Below are 17,208 nucleotides of genomic sequence, written 5' to 3' on the forward strand. Positions count from 1 at the left end.
CATCGGGGCTTACGAAGAGACGCCGAGCCCGGCGTCCTCCACCGTGGCCTCGCCCTCCGCGGCGAGGACCTTGTTCAGCAGCGTGAGGTCGTAGATCCCGGTCAGCTCGGGCTCCTCCAGCAGACCGGCCTGGACCGCGTGGTCCGCCTGGGTGTTCAGGGTGCTGGCCAGCGGGTCATTGGTGATCTGGATGGACTCCCACGCCGGGTCGAGCACCTCGGCGGGCAGCGGCTTGCCGGTGTCCGCCTCCAACTGGGCGTTGGCGGACGCCTTCGCCTCGTCCGGGTTCTCGTTGATCCACGTGTTGGTCTTCACCGCGGCCCGCAGCACGGCCTCCACGGCCGCCGGGTGCTCGGTCAGGAACTTCTGCGACACGATGATGTTGGTGATCACGAACTTCTCGTCCGGCCACAGGCTCGCCTCGTCCAGCAGCACCTTCGCACCCTCGGCGACCAGCTTCGACGCGGTCGGCTCCGGCACCCAGGCGCCGTCGATGGAACCGGACTTGTAGGCGTCGGGGGCCACGCTGTTCTCGGTGCGGACCACCGAGACATCGCCCTTGCCGGACTCCGCGTCGACCTTCCAGCCCTGCTCCTTGATCCAGTTGAGGAAGGCGATGTCCTGGGTGTTGCCGAGCTGCGGGGTGGCGATCTTCTTGCCCTTGATGTCGTCCAGGGTCTTGATCTTGTCCGGGTTGACCACCAGCTTCACGCCACCGGACGCCGAACCGCTGATGATCCGCAGGTTCTTGCCGCCGGACTGGGTGAAGCCGTTGATGGCGGGGGAGGGGCCGATCCAGCCGATGTCGATCGAGCCCGAGTTCAGCGCCTCGATCTCCGAGGGGCCCGCGTTGAAGGTGGAGTACTCGGGCTTGGTGGCGCCCAGTTCGTCCTGGAAGATGCCCTGTTCGCGGCCGACGAGGGCGGTCGCGTGGGTCAGATTGCCGAAGTACCCGATCCGGACCGAGTCCAGACCGTCGATCTTCTCCGCCCCGGCCGCGACCTCGGTGGTGTCATTGTCCGTGGACTCGGAGCCATAGCCGCAGGCGGCGAGGGTGAGCAGAGGGAGCGCGGCTATCGCCGCGAGCGAGCGGCGGAGGGAGATTCTGGCAGGCACGGGAGGTGTTCCTCTCGGTGGCCCGGCGGTCACGGCCCCTTCAGGGCGTGGCCGGGAGGTCGGCTGGTTTTCGCCGTGCGCGAGGCGCGTGGCGCAGTGCGGTGGAGGTCGGACAGGGCATCGCGGAGGTCGCGCGGTTCACGCACATCGCGCCACTCCGCCCTGTCCGCTGCCGAGGGTGCCGCTGCCGACGCGGCCACCCTCTTTCGCGAACGTGGAGAAGAAATCGGTCGACGTCATCTCAGTTGCCGCCCCCGCCCGTCTCGATCCGGCGTCTGTCGGTCCCACTCATGTCAGAAGTCCCACCCGTCGTCCTCGGCGGCGTCCCGCACCGGCTCGGGGGAGGCGAACGACTCGCCGACCATGCCCGCGGTGAGCGTGGTGCCGTCGGCGGGGTCGATCAGGATGAAGGAGCCGGTGCGCCGCGAGTCCGCGTAGGAGTCGGCGGGCAGCGGCTCGGCGGTACGGATCTTGACCCGGCCGATGTCGTTGGCGACGAGCCGCCCCGGGTGCGGGTGCAGCGACAGATCGTCCAGCGTCAGCCGGGACGGGATGTCCTTGACGATCGCCTTGACCGTGCGGGTGCCGTGCTTGAGCAGCACCCGGTGCCCGACGGTCAGCGGCTGGTCGGCGACATGGCAGACGGTCGCCTCCACATCCTGGCTGGTCGCCGGGACATCGGAGCTGGGCACGATGAGATCGCCGCGCGAGATGTCGATGTCGTCGGCCAGCAGCAGCGTCACCGACTGCGGGGTCCACGCCACCCGCACCGGCTCACCGAGCAGATCGATCCCGCTCACCGTGGTGGTCCGCCCGGACGGCAGCACGGTCACCGGGTCGCCGACCCGGAACGAACCGGCGGCGATCTGCCCCGCGTACCCCCGGTAGTCCGGGTACTCGGCGGTCTGCGGCCGTATCACGTACTGCACGGGCAGCCGGGCGTGGCAGTGCGCCAGGTCGTGGCTGACCGGCACGGTCTCCAGATGCTCCAGCACGGTCGGGCCGCCGTACCAGTCCATGTGCGCGGACGGCTCCACCACGTTGTCGCCGTTCAGCGCCGAGATCGGGATCGCGGTGACCTCGGGGACGCCCAGCTCGGTGGCGTACGCGGTGAACTCCTCGGCGATGGCCGCGAAGACCCGCTCCTCGTACCCCACCAGGTCCATCTTGTTCACCGCGAGGACCACGTGCGGAACGCGGAGCAGGGCGGCGATGGCGGCGTGCCGGCGGGTCTGCTCGACCACGCCGTTGCGGGCGTCGACCAGGACGACGGTGAGTTCGGCGGTGGAGGCGCCGGTGACCATGTTGCGGGTGTACTGCACATGGCCGGGCGTGTCGGCGAGGATGAAGCGGCGGCGGGCGGTGGCGAAGTAGCGGTAGGCCACGTCGATGGTGATGCCCTGCTCGCGCTCGGCGCGCAGCCCGTCCGTCAGCAGCGCGAGGTCCGGGCCCTCCTGGCCCCGGCTCGCGGAGGCCCGCTCGACCGCCTCCAACTGGTCGGTGAGGACCGACTTGGAGTCGTGCAGCAGCCGTCCGACGAGGGTCGACTTGCCGTCGTCCACGGAACCGGCGGTGGCGAACCGCAGCAGGGTGGTGGCCGCCAGTTCCTCGGCGGACAGGGCCGATGTGGTGGTCGTCATGGCTAGAAGTACCCCTCGCGCTTGCGGTCTTCCATCGCGGCCTCGGACAGCTTGTCGTCGGCGCGGGTCGCGCCCCGCTCGGTCAGCCGGGACGCGGCGATCTCCGCGATCACGGCGTCCAGGGTGGTCGCGTCGGAGTCGACCGCGCCCGTGCAGGACATGTCACCGACCGTGCGGTAGCGGATGAGCCGCCTCTCGACGGTCTCGCCGTCCTTCGGCCCGCCCCACTCCCCGGCGGTCAGCCACATCCCGGCCCGCCGGAACACCTCCCGCTCGTGCGCGAAGTAGATCTCCGGCAGCTCGATGCCCTCCCGGGCGATGTACTGCCACACATCCAGCTCGGTCCAGTTGGAGAGCGGGAAGACCCGGACGTGCTCGCCGGGGGCGTGGCGGCCGTTGTAGAGGTTCCACAGCTCGGGGCGCTGGCGGCGCGGGTCCCACTGGGAGAACTCGTCCCGCAGCGAGAACACCCGCTCCTTGGCCCGGGCCTTCTCCTCGTCCCGGCGCCCCCCGCCGAAGACCGCGTCGAACTTCTCGCTCTGGATCTTCTCCGTCAGCGGCACGGTCTGGAGCGGATTGCGGGTGCCGTCCGGGCGCTCCCGCAGCACCCCCCGGTCGATGTAGTCCTGCACGGAGGCCACATGCAGCCGCAGCCCGTGCCGCTCGACGGTCCGGTCCCGGTAGTCGAGCACCTCGGGGAAGTTGTGCCCGGTGTCGACATGCAGCAGCGAGAACGGGACGGCGGCTGGGGCGAACGCCTTCAGCGCCAGATGCAGCATGACGATGGAGTCCTTGCCGCCGGAGAAGAGGATCACCGGCCGCTCGAACTCGCCCGCCACCTCGCGGAAGATGTGCACCGCCTCCGACTCCAGCGCGTCCAGATGCGACAGCGCGTACGGACTGCCGGTCTCCTCGGTGAGGTTGACCACGGTCGTCATGCCAGTCCCCTCTCACTGAGCAGCGTGAACACCGACGCCGCCGACTCCTCGACGCTCTGGTGCTGGGACTCGATCCGCAGATCCGGCGCCTCGGGCGCCTCGTACGGGTCGTCCACCCCGGTCAGCCCGGACAGCTCACCGGCGGCCTGCTTGGCGTACAGCCCCTTCACGTCCCGCTCGCTGCACACCTCCACCGGCGTCGCCACATGCACCTCCAGGTACGCCGTCCCGCTCTCCTGATGCCGCTTGCGGACCGCCTCGCGGCTGTCGGCGTAGGGCGCGATCACCGGGACCAGGGCTAGCACCCCGTTGCGGGCGAGCAGTTCGGCGAGGTAGCCGATCCGCCGGACGTTGGTGTGCCGGTCCTCGCGGGAGAAGCCGAGGCCCGCGGAGATGAACTCACGGATCTCGTCGCCGTCGAGCACCTCGACCCGGTGGCCGTCGGCACGCAGTTGTCCGGCCAGCTCGTACGCGATGGTGGTCTTGCCGGCGCTCGGCAGACCCGTGAGCCATACGGTGGCTCCGGTCGTCACGGGGTTCTCCTGGTTCGTCGGAGGCGTGGGGGGTGGCGGGGGCGTGGTGAGGGACGCGGTGGGGGAGGTCGCGGGGGGCGTGGTGGAGGTCGGGGCAGGGGACGTGGAGGTGGTCATGGGCGGGTCAGCCGTGCAGTCCGCACTCGGTCTTGCCGCGGCCCGCCCAGCGGCCGGCCCGCGCGTCCTCGCCGGCCAGTACCCGGCGGGTGCAGGGGGCGCAGCCGACCGAGGCGTAACCGTCCATCAGCAGGGGGTTGGTCAGCACACCGTGCTCGGCGACATAGGCGTCCACGTCGTCCTGGGTCCAGCGGGCGATGGGGGAGACCTTCACCTTCTGGCGCCGGTCGTCCCAGCCGACGACCGGGGTGTTCGCCCGGGTCGGGGACTCGTCGCGGCGCAGCCCGGTGGCCCACGCCTGATAGCCCTTGAGCCCCTCCTCCAGCGGGCGCACCTTGCGCAGCTTGCAGCACAGGTCGGGATCGCGGTCGTGGAGCCTCGGGCCGTACTCGGCGTCCTGTTCGGCGACCGTCTGCCGGGGGGTGAGGGTGATGACCTTGACGTCCATCACGGCCTCGACGGCGTCCCGGGTGCCGATGGTCTCCTCGAAGTGGTAGCCGGTGTCGAGGAAGACGACGTCCACCCCGGGCATCGCGCGGGAGGCGAGGTGGGCGACCACCGCGTCCTCCATGGAGGAGGTCACACAGAAGCGCCTGCCGAAGGTACCGGCCGCCCACTGGAGGATCTCCAGTGCGGAGGCGTCCTCCAGATCGCGGCCCGCCTGCTCGGCGAGCGCTTTGAGATCGTCGGTCGTGGGGGCTTGTGTCAGGGCGGTCATATCCCGTCCCCTCCCGTGGTGTCGGTCCGAAGTCCCCGGGACAGCAGTCCGAGGAACTTCAGTTGGAAGGCACGGCTGCACGCCGCGCATTCCCAGGCGCCATGGCCTTCCTCGCTCGGTCGCAGGTCCTCGTCACCGCAGTAGGGGCAGTAGAAGGGCGCGGCTCGCTCGCTCACCGGGCACCTCCGGCCGTGGTCGCGGCGGGGGCCGTGACAGTGCTTCCCCGGAGGCCGGCGTCGCTCATGACAGCGCCTCCTCGGAGGCCCGTGCCGCCCAGGTCGCGAAGCGCTCGCCGTCCTCGCGCTCCGCCTCGAACCGCTTCAGCACCCGCTCGACATAGTCGGGCAGTTCGTCGGAGGTGACCTTCAGTCCGCGCACCTTGCGGCCGAAACCGGCCTCCAGACCGAGCGCGCCGCCCAGGTGCACCTGGTAGCCCTCGACCTGCTCGCCCGCCTCGTTCAGCATGAGCTGGCCCTTGAGACCGATGTCCGCCACCTGGATACGGGCGCAGGCGTTGGGGCAGCCGTTGATGTTGATGGTGACCGGCTCGGCGAACTCCGGCATCCGGCGCTCCAGTTCGTCGATCAGCGAGGCGCCGCGCGCCTTGGTCTCGACGATGGCCAGCTTGCAGAACTCGATGCCGGTGCAGGCCATGGTGCCGCGCCGGAACGGGGACGGGGTGACCGTGAGGTCGAGCGCCTCCAGCCCCTCGCTCAGCGAGGCGACCTGGTCCTCCTCGATGTCCAGCACGATCATCTTCTGCTCGGCGGTGGTCCGCACCCGCCCCGAGCCATGGGCCTCGGCCAGCTCGGCGATCTTCGTCAGGGTGGCGCCGTCGACCCGGCCGACGCGCGGCGCGAAACCGACGTAGTAGCGGCCGTCCTTCTGCCGGTGGGCGCCGACGTGGTCGCGCCAGCGCTCGACCGGCTGGGCGGGGGCGGGTCCGTCGACCAGGGGGCGCTTGAGGTACTCGTCCTCCAGCACCTGGCGGAACTTCTCCGGGCCCCAGTCGGCGACCAGGAACTTCAGCCGGGCGCGGGTGCGCAGCCGCCGGTAGCCGTAGTCGCGGAAGATGGAGATGACGCCCTCGTAGACATCGGGGATGTCGTCCAGCGGGACCCAGGCGCCGAGACGGACGCCGATCTTGGGGTTGGTGGAGAGGCCGCCGCCGACCCAGAGGTCGAAACCGGGGCCGTGCTCGGGGTGGTCCACGCCGACGAAGGCGATGTCGTTGATCTCGTGCGCCACGTCCAGCAGCGGGGAGCCGGAGATCGCGGACTTGAACTTGCGGGGGAGGTTGGAGAATTCCTTGTTCCCGATGACGCGGCGCTGGATCTCGTCGATCGCCGGGCTGCCGTCGATGATCTCGTCGGCCGCGATGCCCGCGACCGGGGACCCCAGGATCACCCGGGGGGTGTCGCCGCACGCCTCGGTGGTGGACAGGCCCACCGCCTCCAGCCGGTTCCAGATCTCGGGCACGTCCTCGATCCGGATCCAGTGGTACTGCACGTTCTGCCGGTCGGTGAGGTCCGCGGTGCCGCGCGCGAACTCCTGGGAGATCTCGCCGATGACCCGGAGCTGGCGGGTGGTCAGCCGGCCGCCGTCGATCCGGACCCGCAGCATGAAGTACTCGTCGTCCAGCTCCTCCGGCTCCAGGATCGCGGTCTTGCCGCCGTCGATCCCGGGCTTGCGCTGGGTGTAGAGGCCCCACCAGCGCATCCGGCCGCGCAGATCGTTGGGGTCGATGGAGTCGAAGCCGCGCTTGGAGTAGATCGTCTCAATACGTGTCCGCACATTGAGACCGTCGTCGTCCTTCTTGAACTGCTCGTTCCCATTGAGCGGGGTGTGATGTCCGACGGCCCACTGGCCCTCGCCGCGGTGACGGCTCACCTTGCGGCGGGGCGCGGAGGCGGCGGGCTTCTCGGGGGTGGCGGCCATGGTGAATACGTCCTTCGGGACCGGCGGAAAGCAGCTCTGACCTGCGCGTTACCAGCGCAAGGCGGCAGGCGTGCGCGACTTTGCGCAAAGGAAGGGGTGACGCGGGGATACGGCGGTGCTGATGCGGTCAGCCCGCCGGACAGATGGCGCTGGACATACGGCCGAGGTCGACGTGCCGTCGGCTCACCAAGGCGACTCCAGTTCCAGACATGACGGAAGCGTGGCACGGCGTTCTGGACACAGTCCAGCATTATCCATGATGCGGACACCCTTGTCCCGAAGAGTGAGACAAGGGTGTGATCGGTCACATGGTCCGTACCGGGACTTGTCGACGCAGGTCAGACAGGGTACGCACCGGGCCAGGGACCGGGTGTCGCCACCACCCGCTCCTCCTCGACCTTGGTGTCGAACAGGGTGAAGCCCCGGCGCAGATAGTTGTCCATCGCGTGCTCGCCGTCCTTGCTACAGGTGTGCAGCCACACCCGCTTGGTGACGGCCAGTCCCGGCCAGCGCTCGGCGAGATCCCAGGCGCGGGCCGTCCCGTACGACAGCAGATGACCGCCGATCCGGCGGCCCCGGAAGGCCGGGATCAGGCCGAAGTACTCGATCTCCACGACCCCGTCGTCCCCGGCGGTCAGTTCCACGTATCCGGCGGGGGTGCCCCGGTCGTAGGCCACCCAGGTCTCGACGCCCGGCTGCGCCAGCCGGTCCCGCCACTGCTCGTACGTCCAGCCGAGCCGGTCGGTCCAGCGGATGTCCTGGCCGACGGAGGCGTAGAGATAGCGGCTGAACTCGGGGGAGGGGATCTCGGCGCGGACGACGCGGACCTCGCCCTCGGGCGCGGCGGCGGGCAGCAGATCGGAGCGGTCGGTCTGCTCCAGGGACCAGGTGGTCACGGCGATGTTGCTCATGCCGGTCAGGGAATCATCCGGCGGCCGGGTCTGTCATCCGACGGGCTGCTGCGGCGGCTGCCGGCGAGGTGCTTCGGCCGGCGGCGAGCTGCTGAGGTTGCCGGTGGGCTGCTCCGCCTGTCGGCGAGCTGTTCCGGCTGCCGGTGGGCTGCTCCGTCCGGCGGCGGTGGGGTCCGCCGTCCAGGGGTCGGGCCGGTCGCGTCCGGTACCGACCCGGCGGGGTCAGCCCAGCGCGCTGTTCACCGAGGCCAGCGGCAGGGCGTAGAGCGTGCGGCCCGACTGGGACCACAGCTCGCCCGTCTCCTCCCAGTACGACAGCGGTGCCGCCGGTCCGCTCCAGCAGTCGCGCAGCTCCTCCGCGCCGCACTCGGCGGCCTTCGCGCCCTCGTCGTCCTGGCGCCAGAGGCTGCCGTTGTCGCCGGAGGCGTCGGCCGGGCGGGTGAGATACCAGTCCGATCCGTGGGACAGCACCCCGCGCACATCGGTGGCCTCGGTCCGGTACGCCTCCTGGGGCGCGGCCCGTCCGCCCGCGCCGGTGGCCAGCGGGCCGGTGAGGGAGTCCTCGGGGGTCAGCGGATAGCGCCAGAGCCTGCTGCCGCGCTCGGTGCCGGTGGGCACCCACTCCCCGGCGACCAGGGTGTCCGGGGCGGTGCTGCGGTCCAGCGAGAGGGCGTCGGGCCGGACCCCGGTGCCGGTGGCCCGGTAGGTGGCGACCGCGGGCATCACGAACCGCTGCCCCGCCGCCGACCAGCCGTCCCCGGCCCGGCCGACCTCGGCCGCGTCCACGGTGGCGCGGTGGATGCGGTCCAGGTCGAAGACGTACAGCGCGTCGGCGTCGCCCTCGGTGGTGGTGACCACCAGCTTGTCGCCGTACCAGACCATGCCGGTCATGCCGGAGAACAGGCCCCGGTAGTCACGGCCGCCGTCGACCGGGACGACCAGCAGGGCCCAGGAGTAGGCGGGGTGGGTCTCGGCGTCGGCGTCGACGAAGGCGACCCGGGCGAGATCGGCGGTGGGGCCGGTGCCCCGGCCGGACCAGCCGGAGAGGATCACCCGGTGCCGTCCCCAGCGGCCGTCGTCGTCGGCGTCGCCGGAGGTGGTGACCGCGCCGGGCGTCCAGCCCCGGGTGTCGGCCGGGTCCCAGCAGTAGGCGCGGGTGGCGGCCGGGGCGACGGGCAGCGCGGCCCGGTCGGCGGACGGACATCGCTCGGCGTCGCGCAGCTCGCCCTCGGGCTCGGCCAGGACGGTGCTCACCCCGACCGGGTCGCCGAGCCCGGCGGAGAGCCGGTCCAGGGCGGCGCCGGGCACCGGGTCCTCGGTGAGGCCCAGGGAGGCGGTGACCTGCGCGGCGAGCGGCTTGAGCGGGCCCGGGTCGTCACCGCCGGTGGCCTGGGAGGCGCTGATCAGAGTGGCGGTGGCGGTGAGCGCCAGCGCGGTTCCGGCCAGGGTGGCGCGCAGCGCCCTGCCCCGCTTGCGCCGACGGTGTCTGCCGCGTTGCTTCATCGATCCTCCCGAGGCCGGGCCAACTGCGCCTGATGATCCGTACGTTGACGGAGGAGCAGGTGGGGTGGCCCGTAGGGATGCTACGTCAGGTGACGGTGTCCGCGGAGGAAGACGCCGCAAAATGCCGGGCGCCGATCACCGCGGGGGCGGTGGAGACGGGCAGCAGATCCCGGGGGTCGGCGGGCAGCAGCAGCTCCACCTCGGCGTTTTCGCAGAAACGATACGGCCGATGTTCCAGCAGGCTGCCCAGGTAGCGGCGGACCCGCGAGACCTCCGCGCGGACGGTCACCGTGCGTGCCGGGTCGCCGAACATGTCCCCGGCCAGCCCCGCCGCGCTGCGGCCGGACCGGTGCGTCGCCAGAAGATAGAGCAACTCGGCGTGGCGCGGGCTCAGCTCCCGGCACCAGGTGCCCGCCCCGCCGGACACCTCGACCGTCCAGCGGCGGGCCCGGCTGAGGTCCAGCACCACCCGGGCACCCTCCTGGAGGGCCGGTTCGTCGGCGATCCGCAGCAGCCAGCCGCTCCCCAGCGGCTCCACCTCGCACACCCCGACCCCCGGCACCGCCCGCCGCCCCGGCCCGCACCCCTCGGGCAGCGCGACCCGGCCCGGATGGGGCATCCCGGTGACCGCCGCCGTCCAGCCGTCCCGGTCCACCGCCACCGCCCGGCCGCCGATCCGGGCCAGCAGCGGCGCCGCCACCGCCCGCAGGTGGTCCAGCTCGCCCGAGTGCCGCTCGCGCAGCCGGGCCTCCGCCAGCTTGGCCACCGAGTCGACCCAGGCGAGCGTCGCCGGGTGCATGGTCTCCAGGGGGCCGCTGATGTCGACCACGCCCAGCAGCCGCCCGTCGCGCGGGTCGGTGATCGGCGCCCCGGCACAGGTCCACTCGGCATGGGTGGCGACGAAGTGCTCGGAGGCGAACACCTGCACCGGACGCCGGACCACCGCCACCGTGCCGACCCCGTTGGTGCCGACCACGTCCTCGCGCCAGTCGGCGCCCGGCTCGAAGCCGATCAGATCGGCGCTGCGCAGCACCGGCGCGCTGCCCTCCCGCCACAGCACCCGGCCCTCCTCGTCGGCCACCACCATGATGTGCCGGGCGGTGTCCGCGACCGACAGCAGGCCCTGGCGCAGCACCGGCAGCACCTCGCGCAGCGGCGAGGACTCCCGGCGCCGCCGCACCTCGTCACCGCTCAGCGGCCCGGAGCGGACCGGGTGGTCGGGGTCGACGCCGCTGCGCAGCACCCGCCCCCAGGACTGCTCGATCACCGGGCGGGCCGGGACCCGGGAGCGCCGCCCGGCCAGCCGCGCGTCGCGCACCTCGCTGAGCATCCGGGCCGCGCGCGCCGCGTCCACGGCGGCGAGCTGCCTCAGGTGCGTCGGCGCCTTCACCACTGGTGTCCTCCCCGCAGAGCCCTGTCCGTCATCGCATGTCAGGCACCGGCGACCTGGCATGTCAAGCACCGGCACGCGGCATGTCAAGCACGGGCACCGGCATGTCAAGCACGGGCACCGGCATGTCGAGCACGGGCACCGGCATGTCAAGCACCGGCACCCGGCATGTAGGGCACGGGCACCCGGCACATCAGGTACCGGCAACCCGGCATATCAGATACCGGCAACCCGGCATGTCAGGCACCGGCACCCGCGCTTTCCGGCCGTGTCGCGCTGGGTTCGTCCATACTGCCCGCCCGCCGGTAACGGACGGGCACAGTCCGCCCCCACACGCGTTCAAAGTTGCAACCCTCTGCAACCCTGGTGAACCACCGCACGGTGGCTGAAACTTGAGCCACGTCGCCCCTGCGGGCGTACGTGGGCTCGTTGACCGGGCCACCGTCGCGGGGGTGGTGCCGTGTCGGCGCAGCACCACCTCCGCCACCTCCGGATCGCCGGGAACCCCGGGCGGGCGCCGTCCGCCGGGGTCGCCCGGCCGGTCTCAGGAGTGCGGCAGCGCCCGCTCCACCAGCTCCCTCAGCGGCAGACTGTGCGGCAGGGTGCCGAACGCCGCGCCCCCGTCCCCGCCGAGCCGCGCGGCGCAGAACGCGTCGGCCACCGAGGGCGGGGCGAACCGCACCAGCAGCGACCCCTGGAGCACCAGCGCCAGCCGCTCGGTCAGCCGCCGGGCGCGCGCCTCCATGCCCTCCAGGTCGGCCAGTTCGCCCAGCAGGTCCTTGACCGCCCGGTCCAGCCGGTGATCCGCGCCCCGCGCGAGGCCCACCTCGCGCAGATAGGCGTCCAGCACCGCCGGTTCCCGGCGCAGCGCCCGCAGCACATCCAGCGCCTGCACGTTCCCGGCCCCGTCCCACACCGAGTTCAGCGGCGCATCGCGCACCAGCAGGGGCAGCCCCGACTCCTCCACATAACCGTTTCCTCCCAGGCATTCCGCGGCCTCCACCACCAATGGCGGACACCGCTTGGTCACCCAGTACTTGGCGATCGGCACCGCGAGGCGCAGCAGCGCCCGCGCCTGCTCGCCCCCGTCGTCGCAGGCCGCCGCCAGCCGCAGGGCCAGCGTGGTCGCCGCCTCCGACTCCAGCGCCAGATCCGCCAGCACATTGCGCATCAGCGGCCGGTCCAGCAGCGGCCCGCCGAACGCCCAGCGGTGCGCGCAGTGGTGCACCGCCTGCGCCACCGCCTGCCGCATCTGCGCCGCCGAGCCCAGCGCGCAGTCCAGCCGCGTCCCGGTCACCATCCGCATCATGGTCGCCACCCCGCGCCCCTCCGGGCCGACCCGGCGCGCCCAGGTGCCGTCGAACTCGACCTCGGCGGAGGCGTTGGACCGGTTGCCCAGCTTGTCCTTGAGCCGCTGGAGCAGGAACACGTTCCGGGTCCCGCCTGCCAGCACCCGCGGCACCAGGAAACAGGTCGGCCCCTCGGGCGCCTGCGCCAGCACCAGGAAGGCGTCCGACATCGGCGCCGAGCAGAACCACTTGTGCCCGGTCAGCTCATAGGTCCCGGCCCCGTCCATCGGACGTGCCCGGGTGGTGTTCCCGCGCACATCGGTGCCGCCCTGCTTCTCCGTGAGGCACATCCCGGCCAGCGCCCCGGCCTTCTCCCGCGCCGGGCGCAGCCCCCGGTCGTACACCTCCGACGTCAGGAGCGGCTCCCACTCGGCGGCCAGTTCCCCGTCGGCGCGCAGCGCGGACACCGCCGCGTGGGTCATCGACAGCGGACAGGTGTGGCCCGCCTCCACCTGCGTCCACACCAGGAACGCCGCCGCCCGCCGGACGTGCCCGCCGGGCCGGGTCCAGGACGAGGTCAGGCCCGCGGAGACGCCCTTGCCCAGCAGCCGGTGCCACGCCGGATGGAACTCCACCTCGTCGATCCGATGGCCGTAGCGGTCATGGGTGCGCAACCGGGGTGGGAACTCGTTGGCCTGCGCGCCCCACTCCTGTGCCTGCGCGGACCCGGCGGTCCGGCCCAGGGTGGTCAGCTCGGTACGGACCCCGGCGAGCGACTCCGGTTCAAGATGTTCGAGATGGCGTTCGACCGCTTCGACCAGCGCCCGGTCGGCCGAGTAGACGTCGTACCCGGTGAGCGGAGGTGGCTGGTTGACGACGGTGTGTGTGGTGCGTGGCATGCTTCGGAACTTACCGTGGGGTAGGGAATCGTCCGGTCCGGGGACACGGCTTCCGCTTCCGGCCCCCCACCTGGGTGAGTGATGCCTGGCCAGACGGATACCTTTGGGTCGTGCAGCCAGCAAGTGACCCCACGAAGACGCCGGGCCCCACGCCTTCCTCCTCCGGCCGTCTGCATCGCGCGCGCGTCCTCTACCGGAACGTCTCCAAGCGCCGGACCGCCTGGCTGCTGGTCAAGGACACCGTCAACTCCTGTATCGAGTACCGCATCCTCGGGCTCGCCGCGGAGGCCGCGTTCTTCACCCTGCTGTCCGTGCCCCCGCTGCTGCTGAGCATGATCGGACTGCTCGGCTACGTCGACGACTGGACCGGCACCAACACCATCTCCAGCCTGGAGACCAATCTGCTGGAGGCGTCCCGCACGGTCCTGTCCGACAAGGGCGTCACCGAGATCGCCAAACCGATCCTGGACGACGTGATGCGCGGCGGACGCCCCGACGTCATCTCCATAGGCTTCCTGTTCGCCCTCTGGTCGGGCTCGCGCGCGGTGAACGTCTTCATCGACACCATCACCGTGATGTACGGCCTCGACGGGGTGCGCGGCATCGTCAAGACCCGGCTGGTGTCCTTCCTGCTGTTCCTGGTCGCCCTGCTGGTCGGCTCGGTCGCGCTGCCGCTGATGGTGGCCGGACCGGACGCCGTCCTGCGCGTGCTGCCCTGGTCGACGACGCTGGTGCAGGTGCTGTACTGGCCGGTCGTCATCCTGCTGTCGATCGCCTTCCTCACCACCCTCTACCACGTCTCCGTCCCGGTCCGTTCGCCCTGGATCGAGGACGTCCCCGGCGCGCTGGTGGCGCTCGGCATGTGGGTGCTCGGCAGCTTCCTGCTCCGCATCTATCTGGCGAACACGGTCGAGGGCGCCACCATCTACGGCTCCCTGGCCGCCGCCGTCGCCGTGCTCCTGTGGATCGGCGTGTCCGCCTTCGCCGTGCTGGTCGGCGCCGCCGTCAACGCCGCCATCGACCGGGTCTGGCCGGCCGCCGCGACCGCCGCCGCCCGCGCCGCCAACGAACGGCTGCGCGAGGCGCAGGTCGAGGAGTACGTGGCCCGCGCCAAGGCCGCCCGCGCGGCCCACCCCGACGACCCCGACGACCCGGACATGCCCTCGGAGTTCCCCGAACGCTGGTCCCGCTTCCTGCCCCCCGAGGACGTCTCGTCCCGCTTCCGCACCCACGCCAGGACACCGGGGAAGCAGGGGGAGCAGGGGGAGCGAGGGGATCAGGGGGAGCGGGGGGAGCAAGGGGACCGGGGGGAGCGGGGGGAGCAAGGTGGGCAGGGTGGGCAGAACGGGCAGGGTGGGCGCGCCGGGCACGCGGGGGAGCAGTACAGGGAGGAGTACGGGGAGCAGTACGGGGAGTACGGCGAGGGGTACCCGCGGGAGCGGTGGGACCACGGGGAGCGGTGGGACCATCGGGGGTACCGGGACCACTGAGGGGCCCGGTCCTGTCCTCCTCCGTCCCCTGTCCCGTCCCGGCATCACCCCTTCCAGACGCCCTCCGCCGCCGACTCCCGGACGAAGTCCTCGAAGGTGCGCGGCGCGCGGCCCAGCACCTCCCGCACCCCGTCCGAGAGATAGGCGTTGCGGCCGTCCAGGAGTCCCTCGAAGACCTCCACCAGGAACGCGGCCTCCTCCTCCGGAAGCCCGAACCCGGTCAGCGCCTCCCGGTACGCCGGGGCCGGGACCGAGCGGAACGTCAGCGGGCGGCCGGTGGCCGCGGCGATCTCCGCGACCGCCTCGCCGAACGACAGCAGCCGCCCCCCGGACAGGTCGACCGCCCGGCGGATATAGGTGTCGCCCGAGGTCAGCGCCGCCACCACCACCTCCGCCACATCCCGCAGATCCACGAACGGCTCGCGCACCCCGCCCGCCGGGAAGACCAGCTCCCCGCGCCGCAGCTCGTCCGCGAGCTGCCCCTCGCTGAAGTTCTGCATGAACCACGCGCCCCGGACCACCGTCCAGTCCGCGCCCGACTCGCGCAGCGCCTCCTCGGTCGGCCGGGCCTGCTCCTCGCCCCGCCCCGACAGCAGCACCAGCCGCCGTACGCCCAGCTCCACCGCCTCACGGGCGAGCAGCCCGACCGCGCGGGTCGCGTCCGGGGCGCCCACGTCCGCCGGGTGCGCCAGATACGCGGCGTCCGCGCCGCGCAGGGTGTCCGCCCAGGTGGTGCGGTCGTACCAGTCGAAGCCGTGGGCCCGGGAGGCGGGCCGGACGGTCAGGCCCGCCGCGCGCGCCGCGTCCGCGACCCGGCGCCCGCTGCGGCCCGAGGCCCCGGTGACGACCAGGGTCCGGATGGGCGCGTTCTGGGTGCTCTGGGTGTTCTGAGTGTTCTGCGTCTTCTGTGTCATGGGGACCAGTCAATGCCGGTGCGGTCCGGCCGCCCATCGCCGAACGGCTCATTCCCATAAGCGTCCGTCTACGCTGGGCGCCATGGACGCTCTCGCCGGTCTGCTGGAAGGCCCCCGTGCCCGGGGTGCCTTCATGATCCGGGCCTGCTTCGACCCGCCCTGGGCGATCCGGGTCGAGGACCGCGCCCCCCTCACCCTGATGCTGATGGTGCGCGGCGAGGCATGGGTGCGGCCCGACACCGGGGACCCCGTACGGCTGCGCGCCGGCGATGTGGCCATAGCCCGCGGCCCCGACGCCTACACCTGCTCCGATGCCCTCGACACCGCCCCGCAGGTGCGGATCCTGCCCGGCGGTGAGTGCCAGTACCCCGACGGCGCCTCCCTCAACGGCTCCATGGACCTCGGCGTCCGCACCTGGGGCAGCGGCCTCGACGGCGACACCGTCATGCTGATCGGCACCTACCCCTGGCCCGGCGAGGTCAGCGCCCGGCTCCTGGACGCCCTGCCCCCGCTGCTCACCGTCGGCCCGGACCTCTGCGACTGCCCGCTCACCCCGTTCCTCATGGACGAGATCGTCCGCGACGAACCCGGCCAGGAGGTGGTCCTCGACCGGACCCTCGACCTGCTGGTCATCAACACCGTGCGCGCCTGGTTCTCCCGCCCCGGGGCCGCCGCGCCCGCCTGGTACCGCGCGCTGTCCGACCCGGTCGTCGGCCGGGTGCTGCGGCTGCTTCAGGACGACCCCGCCCACCCCTGGACGGTCGCCACCCTCGCCGCCAAGGCCGGGGTCTCCCGCGCCGCCCTCGCCCGCCGCTTCACCGACCTGGTGGGCGAGCCGGTCATGACCTACCTCACCGGCTGGCGCCTGGCCCTCGCCGCCGACCGCCTCCGCGACAGCTCCGACACCCTGGAGGCCATCGCCCGCCGGGTCGGTTACGGCAGCGCCTTCGCCCTGTCCAGCGCCTTCAAGCGGGTGTACGGGATCAGCCCCCAGGAACACCGCTCCCGCGCGGCGTAGCCTGGCACACGTGTACCAGGAACGGACCTCCCGGCTGACCGGCGCGGTGCTCTGGACGAACACTCCGTCGTCCGGCCGCCCCGGCACCGGCCGGGTCCTGCCCGACGGCTGTATGGACCTGCTCTGGCACGCCGGGGAACTCCTCGTCGCGGGCCCCGACACCCGGGCCCACCCCACCGGCTCCGCCGACGGCCCCTGGACCGGCCTGCGCTTCGCCCCCGGTACCGCGCCCGCGCTGCTCGGGGTGCCCGCGCTCGAACTGCGCGACCGCCGGGTGGCCCTCGCCGACCTGTGGCCCGCCGCCGAGGTGCGCCGGGTCTCCGGGCGGCTCGCCGCCGCCCCCGACGCGGGCGCCGCGCTGGAGGACCTGGCGCTGGAGCGGGCCGCGCGCGGGACGCCGCCCGATCCGGCGCTGCGGGAGATCGTCGCCGCGCTCGACGCCGGCCGCCCGGTCGCCGCCACCGCCGACCTGCTCGGCCTCGGCGCCCGCCAACTGCACCGCCGCTCGCTGGCCGCGTTCGGCTACGGCCCGAAGACCCTCGCCCGCGTCCTGCGCCTCCAGCGGGCCCTGGCGCTGGCCCGCGCGGGCGTCCCCCACGCCGAGACCGCGTCCCGCGCCGGGTACGCGGACCAGGCGCATCTGTCCCGGGAGGTGAAGGACCTGACGGGGGTGCGGTTGGGGGAACTGCTGGCGGGATGAGGGGGGTGCGGCACGTGGTGGTGGGGGATGGGCGGTGGTGGTCAGGCCGTGGTGGGGGTGGGTTGGTGGTGGTCAGGCCGTGGTGGGGGCTGGC

16 protein-coding genes are annotated in these 17,208 nt (G+C 72.5%); 3 read left to right on the top strand and 13 right to left on the bottom strand.

Going from position 1 to position 17,208, the window contains the following annotated elements:
- Positions 1-9: 9 nt before the first annotated feature.
- The 12 genes from AB0O01_RS16895 to AB0O01_RS16950 form a co-directional block, all read right to left on the bottom strand.
- Positions 10-1,116 carry an aliphatic sulfonate ABC transporter substrate-binding protein gene (locus tag AB0O01_RS16895; RefSeq protein ID WP_365314097.1) on the bottom strand — a complete coding sequence of 369 codons (1,107 nt, stop codon included), beginning with the start codon at positions 1,114-1,116 and terminating at the stop codon, positions 10-12.
- A 293-nt stretch (positions 1,117-1,409) separates the two neighbouring features.
- On the bottom strand, positions 1,410-2,756 hold the full coding sequence (locus AB0O01_RS16900) for a GTP-binding protein (RefSeq protein WP_365314099.1): 1,347 nt from the start codon (positions 2,754-2,756) through the stop codon (positions 1,410-1,412).
- A 2-nt stretch (positions 2,757-2,758) separates the two neighbouring features.
- Positions 2,759-3,694, bottom strand: a complete 936-nt coding sequence (gene cysD, locus AB0O01_RS16905) for a sulfate adenylyltransferase subunit CysD (protein WP_365314101.1) — start codon at positions 3,692-3,694, stop codon at positions 2,759-2,761.
- On the bottom strand, positions 3,691-4,227 hold the full coding sequence (cysC, locus tag AB0O01_RS16910; RefSeq protein ID WP_365314102.1) for an adenylyl-sulfate kinase: 537 nt from the start codon (positions 4,225-4,227) through the stop codon (positions 3,691-3,693). The genes cysD and cysC overlap by 4 nt, the downstream gene beginning before the upstream one ends.
- Before the next feature lie 124 nt (positions 4,228-4,351).
- A complete protein-coding gene (locus tag AB0O01_RS16915) occupies positions 4,352-5,062 on the bottom strand; it encodes a phosphoadenylyl-sulfate reductase (protein WP_365314104.1) in 711 nt (236 codons plus the stop codon).
- Complete coding sequence (locus AB0O01_RS16920; RefSeq protein ID WP_355739920.1) at positions 5,059-5,238, bottom strand: hypothetical protein; 180 nt, start codon at positions 5,236-5,238, stop codon at positions 5,059-5,061. The genes AB0O01_RS16915 and AB0O01_RS16920 overlap by 4 nt, the downstream gene beginning before the upstream one ends.
- Positions 5,239-5,302: 64 nt before the next feature.
- Positions 5,303-7,000, bottom strand: coding sequence for a nitrite/sulfite reductase (locus tag AB0O01_RS16925; protein ID WP_365314106.1), 1,698 nt, complete (start codon positions 6,998-7,000; stop codon positions 5,303-5,305).
- 127 nt (positions 7,001-7,127) lie between these two features.
- The gene (locus AB0O01_RS16930) at positions 7,128-7,211 is read right to left on the bottom strand and encodes a putative leader peptide (protein WP_360852596.1); all 84 of its coding nucleotides are present in this window, start codon (positions 7,209-7,211) and stop codon (positions 7,128-7,130) included.
- A gap of 127 nt (positions 7,212-7,338) precedes the next feature.
- Positions 7,339-7,911 (bottom strand): GNAT family N-acetyltransferase, encoded by a 573-nt coding sequence (locus AB0O01_RS16935; RefSeq protein ID WP_365314108.1) that lies wholly within the window; start codon positions 7,909-7,911, stop codon positions 7,339-7,341.
- 222 nt (positions 7,912-8,133) lie between these two features.
- The gene (locus tag AB0O01_RS16940; protein WP_365314110.1) at positions 8,134-9,414 is read right to left on the bottom strand and encodes a hypothetical protein; all 1,281 of its coding nucleotides are present in this window, start codon (positions 9,412-9,414) and stop codon (positions 8,134-8,136) included.
- An 85-nt stretch (positions 9,415-9,499) separates the two neighbouring features.
- Positions 9,500-10,807: a GAF domain-containing protein gene (locus AB0O01_RS16945; RefSeq protein WP_365314112.1), complete on the bottom strand. Its 1,308-nt coding sequence runs from the start codon at positions 10,805-10,807 to the stop codon at positions 9,500-9,502.
- A gap of 541 nt (positions 10,808-11,348) precedes the next feature.
- Positions 11,349-12,992, bottom strand: coding sequence for an acyl-CoA dehydrogenase family protein (locus AB0O01_RS16950; protein ID WP_365314114.1), 1,644 nt, complete (start codon positions 12,990-12,992; stop codon positions 11,349-11,351).
- A 110-nt stretch (positions 12,993-13,102) separates the two neighbouring features.
- Here AB0O01_RS16950 and AB0O01_RS16955 point away from each other — a divergent pair, with 110 nt between their 5' ends.
- Entirely contained in the window at positions 13,103-14,482 is a 1,380-nt protein-coding gene (locus tag AB0O01_RS16955) for a YihY/virulence factor BrkB family protein (protein WP_365314116.1), read from the top strand.
- A 44-nt stretch (positions 14,483-14,526) separates the two neighbouring features.
- On the opposite strand, the gene AB0O01_RS16960 is transcribed toward AB0O01_RS16955, so the two are convergent.
- Positions 14,527-15,396, bottom strand: coding sequence for an NAD(P)H-binding protein (locus AB0O01_RS16960; RefSeq protein WP_365314118.1), 870 nt, complete (start codon positions 15,394-15,396; stop codon positions 14,527-14,529).
- 82 nt (positions 15,397-15,478) lie between these two features.
- On the opposite strand from AB0O01_RS16960, the gene AB0O01_RS16965 reads away from it, so the two are divergent.
- Together AB0O01_RS16965 and AB0O01_RS16970 are read left to right on the top strand one after the other, a co-directional pair.
- On the top strand, positions 15,479-16,414 hold the full coding sequence (locus AB0O01_RS16965) for an AraC family transcriptional regulator (RefSeq protein WP_365314120.1): 936 nt from the start codon (positions 15,479-15,481) through the stop codon (positions 16,412-16,414).
- Positions 16,415-16,424: 10 nt separating this feature from the next.
- Positions 16,425-17,114: a helix-turn-helix domain-containing protein gene (locus AB0O01_RS16970; protein ID WP_365314122.1), complete on the top strand. Its 690-nt coding sequence runs from the start codon at positions 16,425-16,427 to the stop codon at positions 17,112-17,114.
- Positions 17,115-17,208: the final 94 nt, after the last annotated feature.

The organism is Streptomyces sp. NPDC093252 (assembly GCF_040683675.1).
Lineage (GTDB): Bacteria > Actinomycetota > Actinomycetes > Streptomycetales > Streptomycetaceae > Streptomyces.

What these genes read in the sequence shown, in the direction of transcription:
- AB0O01_RS16960 (WP_365314118.1), bottom strand. Translation starts at nt 15,396, where the DNA reads ATGACACAGAAGACGCAGAACACTCAGAACACCCAGAGCACCCAGAAC.
- AB0O01_RS16925 (WP_365314106.1), bottom strand. Translation starts at nt 7,000, where the DNA reads ATGGCCGCCACCCCCGAGAAGCCCGCCGCCTCCGCGCCCCGCCGCAAG.
- cysD (WP_365314101.1), bottom strand. Translation starts at nt 3,694, where the DNA reads ATGACGACCGTGGTCAACCTCACCGAGGAGACCGGCAGTCCGTACGCG.
- AB0O01_RS16940 (WP_365314110.1), bottom strand. Translation starts at nt 9,414, where the DNA reads ATGAAGCAACGCGGCAGACACCGTCGGCGCAAGCGGGGCAGGGCGCTG.
- AB0O01_RS16935 (WP_365314108.1), bottom strand. Translation starts at nt 7,911, where the DNA reads ATGAGCAACATCGCCGTGACCACCTGGTCCCTGGAGCAGACCGACCGC.
- AB0O01_RS16930 (WP_360852596.1), bottom strand. Translation starts at nt 7,211, where the DNA reads ATGTCTGGAACTGGAGTCGCCTTGGTGAGCCGACGGCACGTCGACCTC.
- AB0O01_RS16950 (WP_365314114.1), bottom strand. Translation starts at nt 12,992, where the DNA reads ATGCCACGCACCACACACACCGTCGTCAACCAGCCACCTCCGCTCACC.
- AB0O01_RS16965 (WP_365314120.1), top strand. Translation starts at nt 15,479, where the DNA reads ATGGACGCTCTCGCCGGTCTGCTGGAAGGCCCCCGTGCCCGGGGTGCC.
- AB0O01_RS16900 (WP_365314099.1), bottom strand. Translation starts at nt 2,756, where the DNA reads ATGACGACCACCACATCGGCCCTGTCCGCCGAGGAACTGGCGGCCACC.
- AB0O01_RS16915 (WP_365314104.1), bottom strand. Translation starts at nt 5,062, where the DNA reads ATGACCGCCCTGACACAAGCCCCCACGACCGACGATCTCAAAGCGCTC.